The organism is Marinomonas gallaica, assembly GCF_049821165.1.
Lineage (GTDB): Bacteria > Pseudomonadota > Gammaproteobacteria > Pseudomonadales > Marinomonadaceae > Marinomonas > Marinomonas gallaica.
Genome location: NZ_CP187511.1, coordinates 3,453,737 through 3,462,500, shown reverse-complemented (window position 1 = coordinate 3,462,500; position 8,764 = coordinate 3,453,737). Strand labels below are relative to the sequence as shown.

The following is an 8,764-nucleotide window of genomic DNA, read 5'->3' as shown; positions in this document are numbered from 1 at the left end:
ATCTGCCGTGGACGTTTGAGATTTGAGAAGAGTTGCTCCTAGTACGAGAGGACCGGAGTGAACGAACCTCTGGTGTTCCGGTTGTCACGCCAGTGGCATTGCCGGGTAGCTATGTTCGGACGGGATAACCGCTGAAAGCATCTAAGCGGGAAGCCTCCTTCAAGATAAGATCTCACTGGCACTTAAAGTGCCCTAAAGAGCCGTTCGAGACTAGGACGTTGATAGGTTGGGTGTGTAAGTGCTGTGAGGCATTGAGCTAACCAATACTAATTGCTCGTGAGGCTTGACCATATAACACCAAAATGGTTTCAAGAGTGTGAAGAAAACATACTCGCTGTACTACAGACTACGATACCAACACTGGTTTGATACTTGGTTATTACTATTTCAAAAGTTTTATTGTTAAAGACTCAAGTTCACGAACTTGCGTGTTTTGGCTAAGGCAAACAGAAGCCCCCCAAAACGATCGCAAACCCGTTTGCTTGACGATCATAGAGGCGTTGAACCACCTGATCCCATCCCGAACTCAGAAGTGAAAGGCGCCATCGCCGATGGTAGTGTGGGAGATCCCATGTGAGAGTAGGTCGTCGTCAAGCATCATACAAAGGAAGCCCTGATAGCGATGCTGTCAGGGCTTTTTTGTGTCTGCGATTTTCCTCATCTCAGGCATCAACGCATCAACTCAGTTAGATTGCGCATCCCTTTTGTACCCCGCTTGCGCCTGTCTCATGCTTCGACGCGTCAGCGCGTGACATCAAATGCGTGCGCCTTATGGCATCGACCAGAGAAGGCGTTCAGAAAAACACAGGCATAGCACCACCTGATCCCATCCCGAACTCATAAGTGGCTCTCAACACGCCGCAGGCGCTCACCATCGCCGATGGTAGTGTGGGAGATTACCTGTGAGAGTCCCGCAAGGGCATAGATATCGTCAAGCATCCTACAAAGGAAGCCCTGATAGCGATGCTGTCAGGGCTTTTTTGTGTCTGCGGTTTTTCGCATCTCAACGCAGCTAGATTACGCACCCCTTCTGTGCCTCGCTTGCGCCTGTCTCATACTTCGACGCGTAACATAAAAAGGCTAGGGCTTACTTGATATGTTTTGACTGATTCTCGTAAACACTCTCGAACAACTTAGCTCGATTAGTCGAGTTAGCGGGTTAAATTAAGTTGCTTGCTCTACCTATAGGCGAGTTAGTGCACGGTATTTGACTAATGATAACTACTTAGGAACAACCAAAGCGGCTATGTATATAAAAACTTAAGTTATTTAATATTAACTTAATAAAAGTCTGCTAGGTGATGTGATGTTTTTTCTTCGTGGTTTTATTTATCTATTTGCATTAGTCGGGGTGGCTCACTGTATTTCTTTAGAAGCTTATCAGCTGGGTACGGCTGCAGAGTACAGTGAGTCATCATTGGTAGAGAGAATGCAGGATTTATTTACATTCTCTAGTGCGTTGACTTTTTTGGTGTGCGCATATTTTTCTAAGTCACTGCGTCAGGCATGTATTTTACTCAGTGCTTTAATGTTTATGATGTTTGTCCGTGAATCAGATTCATTCTTGGATCTCTATGTATTCGACGGTGCTTGGCAATTGTTCGTGGGCGGTATTCTGGCGATGACGCTTTATTATTTGCGCCATCAAGTAAAAGAAAGCTACTACTCGTTAAAGCACTTTTCGGAGACCTCTAGCTTCGGGTTTGTTGTGTCTGGTTTGGTTATAGTGTTGGCCTTTTCTCGAATGTTTGGACGAACTAGTTTTTGGCATAGTTTGATGGGCGATGCATACGTACGTTCAGTGAAAAATGTAGTGGAGGAGGGAACAGAGTTACTCGGTTACGCAATAGTCATGATTGCGGCGACGGAGCTGCTTTATTTCGTCTGTGCTGCGGTGAAACAAAATAAAGCCGCTTCACGAGTTACGTCTGATAATTATGCTAAATCTAAGTTAGCTCATTAAGTTCATTTCTCAGCCAGTGCCTTAGCTGCTTAAGCGCTGGTTCATGCCTTCTGCTGTGTTTGTAGGCAATATAAAATCGGTCTTCAGCATTATGTGCAACACAGGGCAGTTTGATTAGCCCATCCTTAGGGTCGTTTTCGTTAAACATATAGTCGTTGACTAGCGCGATGCCTAAGGAGTGCGCTGCTGCCTCATGAGCAAGCATTAGATGGCTAAACCGATGAAAGTTGATGTCATCGGGTAGCTCTTTACCCTGTTCCTTAAACCATCTTCTCCAGTCTTCAGCGTAACTCTCATACATGCTGTAGGACGTAATTAATGGAAACCTTGCTAGTATTTCAGGGTTTGTTTTTAGTTCGTGTTGTAGTTCCTTATCACTGAATACATTAAGCTCAGACAAAAGCTCTTGATAAAAGCTTTGATTGCATACTGGGAATAATCGTTCCGTATAGAACCATTCAAAATCAAATCCTCGTTTTTCACTTTCAATAGTAATAAAACAGTCTGCTGTTCTATCTGATAGCTCAGGCTCAGAGAACGTCATTTCAATAGTGAGATCTAAGTTTGGATATTGTCGCTTAAGGTTTGGTAAGCGTGGGATAAGCCAGTAAACGGCAAATGAGCTGTAAACAGCCAGCCTCAATTTTGTTTCAGTAACACCTTTTACATTCTCCGTTGCCCGAGCTATTTGGTTTAAAGAGCCGGTGATATTGTCAAGATAGAGTTTGCCTTCAGTGGTCAATTCCAGCTTTCTTCCTGAGCGGATAAAGAGCTGCTCTCCAAGGTGATCTTCAAGTGTTTTGATGTGATGAGAAACTGCACTTTGGGTAATGTGCAGCTCGTTTGCGGCAAGTGAAAAGCTATTCAATCGCGCAACGGCTTCGAATACAGGTAGTGTTTTGAGAGGAGGTAGGTTCATATTTATCCATCTAAAAAACTAATACTAAAGTAAATTATATCATTTTATTGAATTCTATATCCTCTCTATACTCCGCGCCAATTAGTAATTTGATGAAAGGTGTATTGCCGTGTCAGGTAAAACAATCAGTAGTGCCATTTTAGTGTTAGTGATGGGTAACTTAATGGCGACAGTATGTGATGTATTGGTAAAGCTTGCCAATGCTAACGAAGCTGTTTTCCAGTTTACGTTTTATCGCGTTCTCTTTATGTGTCTTGTGCTGCTTCCATTTGTTGTCGGCAAACGAGTTGAGCGTCCATTAGAGGGGCTAAAGTTACATATTTTAAGGGGTAACCTTTGGATTCTTACGTCGGTGTTGTTGGTGATTTCCTTATCCCAGCTACCTCTCGCGACGGCGAATGCGGTTTTCTATACAGCACCAATTTTTATCATTTTGTTAGCGGTTATCTTTTATAAGGAGAGGCTCACTAAGACGGTGGTTTTTGCAGCGGTATCTGGCTTCTTAGGTGTGCTAGTGATTCTTAAGCCAAGCTATATTGGCTGGGGGATGTTAAGTGCGTTAGGATTCGCATTCGTTCTGGCTGTTAATAGCTTACTGGTTCGTAAGTTGCCTGAAGGGCAGGGAGCGATGCATGGATTATTTATAGCGCAAATGTGTGCATTGCCTTTAGCCGGTGGCCTTGCAATATGGGAAGGCGGTTCTCTTTCTTGGGAGCAGCTTGGGCTGGCATTTGGTGCGTCGATTTGTTCGGTGCTGTATAGCTTAGGTTGCTTGGTTGGATATCGTTATGTGGCGTCTAGCCAAGTGAGTTCAGCAGAATACTCTGGTCTATTGTTTGCGATATTTGCTGGTTGGTTTATGTTTGCTGAAACGGTTGATATGAGTTTATTGCTTGGCGCTGCTTTAATTGTGGTGCCGCTGATTTATATTGGACGAAAAGACATTATGGCTGAGCGACGTAAGCGCAGAGAGTTGGCCGCGCAGGCATCGGTGCCAGAGTTTTAAGTTATAGAAGTGCCGCTGAAAAAAAGCCCAGTTTGTAAGCTGGGCTTTTTGCTGTTAGTTGCTTTTTGTTGGAGATTTTGGTGGTAAAGAAGAATTGTTCTGTTGTGGCTCACCTGTCTTCAAAAGGTTGAGTAGAGTGGTTCGCTCCATGCTTGCTTTAAGCGCTAAATCCATTTGATATTGGTAGGTGGTTTCCCAGTCAGAGCTGTTTGGTAGCATGTCACTTAAGTCACCAATTGCCTGCCTCATTACTGCAAGGTAGGCCTGAATATTCTCTTCTTGATCAATCAAAATATTCTTTAGTGCATTGGCGCTGCTGTGGCGTAGATAGGTTTTAAGTGTTTCGTTTTCGGCGCTTATGGCACTTAACTGAGTGTTTTGCTGCTCTATACTCTGGCGCATAGCATTCAATTGATTTTCTACTTTGGTTTGTGTCTCTGCCATCATCTCTTCGTTATTGTTTGAAGACGTAAGAAAGTATGTCAGAGCCGCTGAAGCGGATACGCTGATGAGAAAGCAAAGTAAAAAGCTAACGACTAAGCCAATTGGTAGCTTACTTTTTTTGGGTGGGGTGCTGTCTTGAGCGTCCGACTGATCTTTATTTCCTGCTGATTGACTCATAGATACCCTCTTAGCTGCTAGCGATTTGATTACTTCTTATACGTATCGGATAAAACCATAAAGATATAACAACAAATATGCTGGAATTTATTCAGTTTTAGTAGTGTTGCCCTTAAAATACCGCAGATTCTAAATATGTGCTAATAACCTACTAAATTTGTCAGGTAAATACTTGATCAAAATAGTAGGTTTTGTGTATGATCGAAATATTCATTAGCACTTAAGTGGAAAGTTTATGCGCTTAACAACAAAAGGTCGTTACGCGGTAACTGCAATGCTTGATTTAGCGCTGCACACAGACAATGGACCTGTTTCGCTTTCAGATATATCGATTAGGCAAAGTATCTCTTTGTCCTATCTTGAGCAGCTGTTTGCAAAGCTCCGTAAAAAAGAGTTAGTAACCAGTGTTCGGGGCCCAGGTGGCGGATATCGCTTGAGTCGCGATCGAAGTGAAATTTATGTGGCGCAGATTGTAGATGCGGTAAACGAATCTGTAGATGCAACAGGTTGCCAAGGGAAGAGTGATTGCCAAGGTGGTCATACTTGCCTGACGCATCATTTATGGTGTGATTTGAGTGATCAGATCCATGATTTTTTGAGTCAAATTAGTCTTGAGAAATTGGTCAATCGCCAAGATGTTCGGCTTGTTGCCGAGCGACAAAATAAAGACGGCAAGGTGTCGGCTACAGCTTCTCAAGAGAAGATCTCTGCAGCCCTCATCGGTTAACGAACACAACTAGCAGGGCATGTCCCTGGAAGAATGAGTGAGTTTCTAATATGACTGAGCAGATTGATAAGGCGTTAGCTCGAGAGTACGAAGCGGGCTTCGTTTCTGCAGTGGAATCAGAAACCTTCGAGCCTGGTCTCGATGAAGACGTGATTCGCCGAATCTCTGAGGTCAAAGGTGAACCTGAATGGATGCTCGAGTGGCGTCTTAAAGCGTTTCGTGTTTGGCAAGAAATGGAAGAGCCTGATTGGGCTCATCTGTCCTATCCTAAAATTGACTTGCAATCGGTGTCTTATTACTCTGCACCAAAGAGTATGAAAGACAAGCCTAAGTCTCTTGATGAAGTGGATCCAGAGCTTTTACGTACCTACGAAAAGCTGGGAATTCCGTTAGTCGAGCAGCAAATGTTGGCAGGCATTGCTGTTGACGCAGTATTTGACTCTGTTTCAGTTGTAACGACTTTCCGTGAAAAGTTAGAAGAAGCAGGCGTTATTTTCTGCCCTATTTCAGAAGCGGTTCACAAATATCCAGACCTAATTAAAAAGTACATTGGTAGCGTCGTACCGACAAAAGACAACTATTTCGCAGCACTTAACTGCGCTGTGTTTACAGATGGTTCATTTGTCTACATCCCCAAAGGCACTCGTTGTCCAATGGAGCTATCAACTTACTTCCGTATTAACGAGCAAAATACGGGGCAGTTTGAGCGCACCTTGATCATTGCCGATGAAGGTTCTCACGTAAGTTATCTTGAAGGTTGTACAGCACCTCAGCGTGATGAGAATCAATTGCACGCCGCGGTTGTTGAATTGGTTGCGTTGGACAATGCAGAAATTAAATACTCAACGGTTCAAAACTGGTATCCAGGTGATGAAGACGGTAAAGGCGGTATTTATAACTTTGTAACTAAGCGTGGGATATGCCATACCAATGCCAAGATTTCTTGGACTCAGGTAGAAACCGGTTCTGCTGTTACGTGGAAATACCCAAGCTGTGTCTTAAAAGGCGATAACAGTATTGGTGAATTCTATTCTGTTGCCTTGACGCGTGGTCGCCAGCAGGCGGATACCGGTACAAAAATGATCCATATTGGTAAGAACACCAAATCAACGATCATTTCGAAAGGTATTTCTGCCGGTAAGAGTAATAATTCCTACCGCGGTCTTGTGCGAATGAATCCAGGTGCGGAAGGTGCGCGTAACTTTACTCAGTGTGATTCATTACTGATCGGTGATCAGTGTGGTGCTCACACATTCCCATACGTAGAAAGCCGCAATCCATCAGCGATTGTTGAGCACGAGGCGACGACATCGAAAGTAAGTGATGATCAGATGTTTTTGTGTCGACAGCGTGGAGTTGATCCTGAAAAAGCGGTATCGATGATTGTAAACGGCTTCTGCAAAGAAGTATTTAAAGAACTCCCTATGGAGTTTGCCGTTGAAGCGGGCAAACTTCTCGAAATTAGCCTTGAAGGCTCTGTAGGTTAGGTTGAGGAACCCATTGAACATGTCAAACGAAAACGTTTTGTTATCGATCAAAGATTTGCACGCAAGTGTAGAAGAAAAAAACATTCTCAAAGGTCTCAACCTAGACATTAAACCTGGTGAAGTTCATGCCATCATGGGCCCGAACGGTGCAGGTAAATCAACAACAGGTTATGTGCTTTCAGGTCGAGATGGTTACGAAGTAGACAGTGGTTCGGCAACGCTGGATGGTCAAGATCTGTTTGATATGGATGTAGAAGAGCGCGCACGTGCCGGCCTATTTCTAGCGTTCCAATATCCAGTCGAGATTCCTGGCGTTAGTAACCTTGAATTCTTAAAGGTGTCTGTTGACTCTCAACGTGAAGCTCGTGGTGAAGAAGCGCTTACGTCAGCTGAGTTTTTGAAGCTTGCCAAAGAAGCGTGTAAGCAAGTTAACTTACCTGTTTCATTCTTGAAGCGTGGTGTTAACGAAGGGTTTTCAGGCGGTGAGAAGAAGCGTAATGAAATCATGCAAATGATTCTTCTTAAGCCGAAGCTGTGCATCCTTGATGAAACAGACTCAGGTTTGGATATCGACGCGATGCAAGTGGTTGCAAATGGTGTAAACAGTCAGCGTGATTCAGAGCGCAGCTTTATTGTTGTTACCCACTACCAGCGTCTTCTGGACTACATCAAACCAGATTTCGTGCACGTATTAGCAGACGGTAAAATTGTTAAGAGTGGCGACGCCTCTCTAGCGAAAGAGCTGGAAGCACAAGGTTACGCTTGGCTGCAAACAGAGCCTACAGAAGACGAAATTGAGGATTAATCATGAGTGAATGGTTACAACACGCCATCGCTCATGCAGATAGCATCCAAGATGGTTTTGCAGATCAGCGTGCTGTGTCATTGGCGCTGCTGAAAGATACGAAATGGCCTAGCCGTAAAACTGAAGCATGGAAATACACGCCGCTTCGTGCTGTTGAGCGTAGTTCAGCGGTTTTTAAAGAAGAGTCGCCTGAGCTAACGCCAGTAGACGTAGTGGGTCTTGATTTCCTAGAGTTGACGTTTGTAGATGGTCAATTGGTTTCAATGCCAGAAGACCTACCTGAAGGTCTTACTATTGAAATGCAAGAGTCTGATTTGTTCACTACGATTAAGCCTGAACGTCATATTTTTGGCTTAGTTAATGATGTGTTAGCCGCCGATGTCGCTGTGGTTACTGTTGCTGAGAACGTAAAAATTGACTCGGTTTTACGAATCAATAATTTACTAAGCAATGGCGCACAAGGTCATATTCGCGTGGTGGTTGAGCTAGAAGCGGGTGCTGCGTTAAAAGTTGTTGAAAATGCTGAAGCGCATGGCGCGACATTAACAACGGCTTACACCGAATTTCTGATTGGTGTTGAAGCCCATCTCGAGCATTACCGTTTTGCATTGCAAGCGGGTGATAATGTTGCTTTGGGTGGCAGTCACTTTAAATTGCTGGGTAAAGCGACGCTAAACAGCAGCATTATTGGCTTTGGTAGTGATTTGCAACGTATCGATACCGATATCATTTATGCAGGTGAAAAAGCCGAAGCTAAGTTGAATGCGATTTATTTATTAGATGGCACTGAATTATTTGATTTACACGCAAACGTTGAGCATGCCGTACCAAACTGTACAACGGAAGAGAATATTCGTGGTATAGCGGGTGATCGCAGTCGCGCAGTGTTCAATGGCCGTATTCATATTCATCGTGATGCGCAAAAGACGCTTGCAGAGCTAAATAATCGCAACCTTTTGTTGTCTGATAAAGCGGAAATCAATACTAAGCCTGAGTTGGAGATCTATGCCGATGATGTGCGTTGTGCTCATGGTGCAACCATTGCAGAGATCGACAAAAAAGCATTGTACTACCTACAAACACGTGGCGTAAGTCGTTCTCAAGCACAGCTAATGCTGAGTTTTGGGTTTATTAATGAGTTGATTGATCAGATGCCTACTGCTGCACTAGCAGAATGGGTACGTCCGATTATTCGTGATCGATTTGCTCAGATGGAAGTAAAATAAGCGAGAAGCA

At 43.9% G+C, this 8,764-nt stretch carries 8 protein-coding genes and 2 rRNA genes (1 of these 10 only partly in view); 8 read left to right on the top strand and 2 right to left on the bottom strand.

Features of this window, described 5'->3' with window-relative positions; genetic code table 11:
- The 3 genes from ACPUEK_RS16420 to ACPUEK_RS16410 form a co-directional block, all read left to right on the top strand.
- Nucleotides 1–291, top strand: a 23S ribosomal RNA gene (locus ACPUEK_RS16420); it begins 2,596 nt to the left of the window's first position.
- A 190-nt stretch (nt 292–481) separates the two neighbouring features.
- Nucleotides 482–596 (top strand): 5S ribosomal RNA (gene rrf, locus ACPUEK_RS16415).
- Between the two features lie 710 nt (nt 597–1,306).
- Nucleotides 1,307–1,963, top strand: a complete 657-nt coding sequence (locus tag ACPUEK_RS16410) for a hypothetical protein (RefSeq protein ID WP_425641495.1) — start codon at nt 1,307–1,309, stop codon at nt 1,961–1,963.
- Here ACPUEK_RS16410 and ACPUEK_RS16405 read toward each other — a convergent pair.
- Nucleotides 1,947–2,882 (bottom strand): LysR substrate-binding domain-containing protein, encoded by a 936-nt coding sequence (locus ACPUEK_RS16405; RefSeq protein ID WP_417504041.1) that lies wholly within the window; start codon nt 2,880–2,882, stop codon nt 1,947–1,949. The genes ACPUEK_RS16410 and ACPUEK_RS16405 overlap by 17 nt on opposite strands.
- Nucleotides 2,883–2,991: 109 nt before the next feature.
- Here ACPUEK_RS16405 and ACPUEK_RS16400 point away from each other — a divergent pair, with 109 nt between their 5' ends.
- Nucleotides 2,992–3,888, top strand: coding sequence for a DMT family transporter (locus tag ACPUEK_RS16400; RefSeq protein ID WP_067218047.1), 897 nt, complete (start codon nt 2,992–2,994; stop codon nt 3,886–3,888).
- Nucleotides 3,889–3,942: 54 nt separating this feature from the next.
- Here ACPUEK_RS16400 and ACPUEK_RS16395 read toward each other — a convergent pair whose 3' ends face one another.
- Nucleotides 3,943–4,509: a hypothetical protein gene (locus ACPUEK_RS16395; protein WP_067218049.1), complete on the bottom strand. Its 567-nt coding sequence runs from the start codon at nt 4,507–4,509 to the stop codon at nt 3,943–3,945.
- A 235-nt stretch (nt 4,510–4,744) separates the two neighbouring features.
- On the opposite strand from ACPUEK_RS16395, the gene iscR reads away from it, so the two are divergent.
- Genes iscR through sufD form a run of 4 tightly spaced genes read left to right on the top strand, consistent with a single transcriptional unit; the run spans nt 4,745 to nt 8,754 of the window.
- Complete coding sequence (iscR, locus tag ACPUEK_RS16390; RefSeq protein WP_425641494.1) at nt 4,745–5,236, top strand: Fe-S cluster assembly transcriptional regulator IscR; 492 nt, start codon at nt 4,745–4,747, stop codon at nt 5,234–5,236.
- Between the two features lie 50 nt (nt 5,237–5,286).
- On the top strand, nt 5,287–6,723 hold the full coding sequence (gene sufB / locus ACPUEK_RS16385) for a Fe-S cluster assembly protein SufB (protein WP_067036280.1): 1,437 nt from the start codon (nt 5,287–5,289) through the stop codon (nt 6,721–6,723).
- A 19-nt stretch (nt 6,724–6,742) separates the two neighbouring features.
- The gene (gene sufC / locus ACPUEK_RS16380) at nt 6,743–7,528 is read left to right on the top strand and encodes a Fe-S cluster assembly ATPase SufC (protein WP_067036283.1); all 786 of its coding nucleotides are present in this window, start codon (nt 6,743–6,745) and stop codon (nt 7,526–7,528) included.
- A 2-nt stretch (nt 7,529–7,530) separates the two neighbouring features.
- Nucleotides 7,531–8,754 (top strand): Fe-S cluster assembly protein SufD, encoded by a 1,224-nt coding sequence (gene sufD, locus ACPUEK_RS16375; protein WP_067036286.1) that lies wholly within the window; start codon nt 7,531–7,533, stop codon nt 8,752–8,754.
- Nucleotides 8,755–8,764: the final 10 nt, after the last annotated feature.

Excerpts from the sequence above, each read along its gene's own strand:
- ACPUEK_RS16410 (WP_425641495.1), top strand. The coding sequence starts at position 1,307 with ATGTTTTTTCTTCGTGGTTTTATTTATCTATTTGCATTAGTCGGGGTG.
- ACPUEK_RS16405 (WP_417504041.1), bottom strand. The coding sequence starts at position 2,882 with ATGAACCTACCTCCTCTCAAAACACTACCTGTATTCGAAGCCGTTGCG.
- ACPUEK_RS16395 (WP_067218049.1), bottom strand. The coding sequence starts at position 4,509 with ATGAGTCAATCAGCAGGAAATAAAGATCAGTCGGACGCTCAAGACAGC.
- iscR (WP_425641494.1), top strand. The coding sequence starts at position 4,745 with ATGCGCTTAACAACAAAAGGTCGTTACGCGGTAACTGCAATGCTTGAT.
- sufB (WP_067036280.1), top strand. The coding sequence starts at position 5,287 with ATGACTGAGCAGATTGATAAGGCGTTAGCTCGAGAGTACGAAGCGGGC.
- sufC (WP_067036283.1), top strand. The coding sequence starts at position 6,743 with ATGTCAAACGAAAACGTTTTGTTATCGATCAAAGATTTGCACGCAAGT.
- sufD (WP_067036286.1), top strand. The coding sequence starts at position 7,531 with ATGAGTGAATGGTTACAACACGCCATCGCTCATGCAGATAGCATCCAA.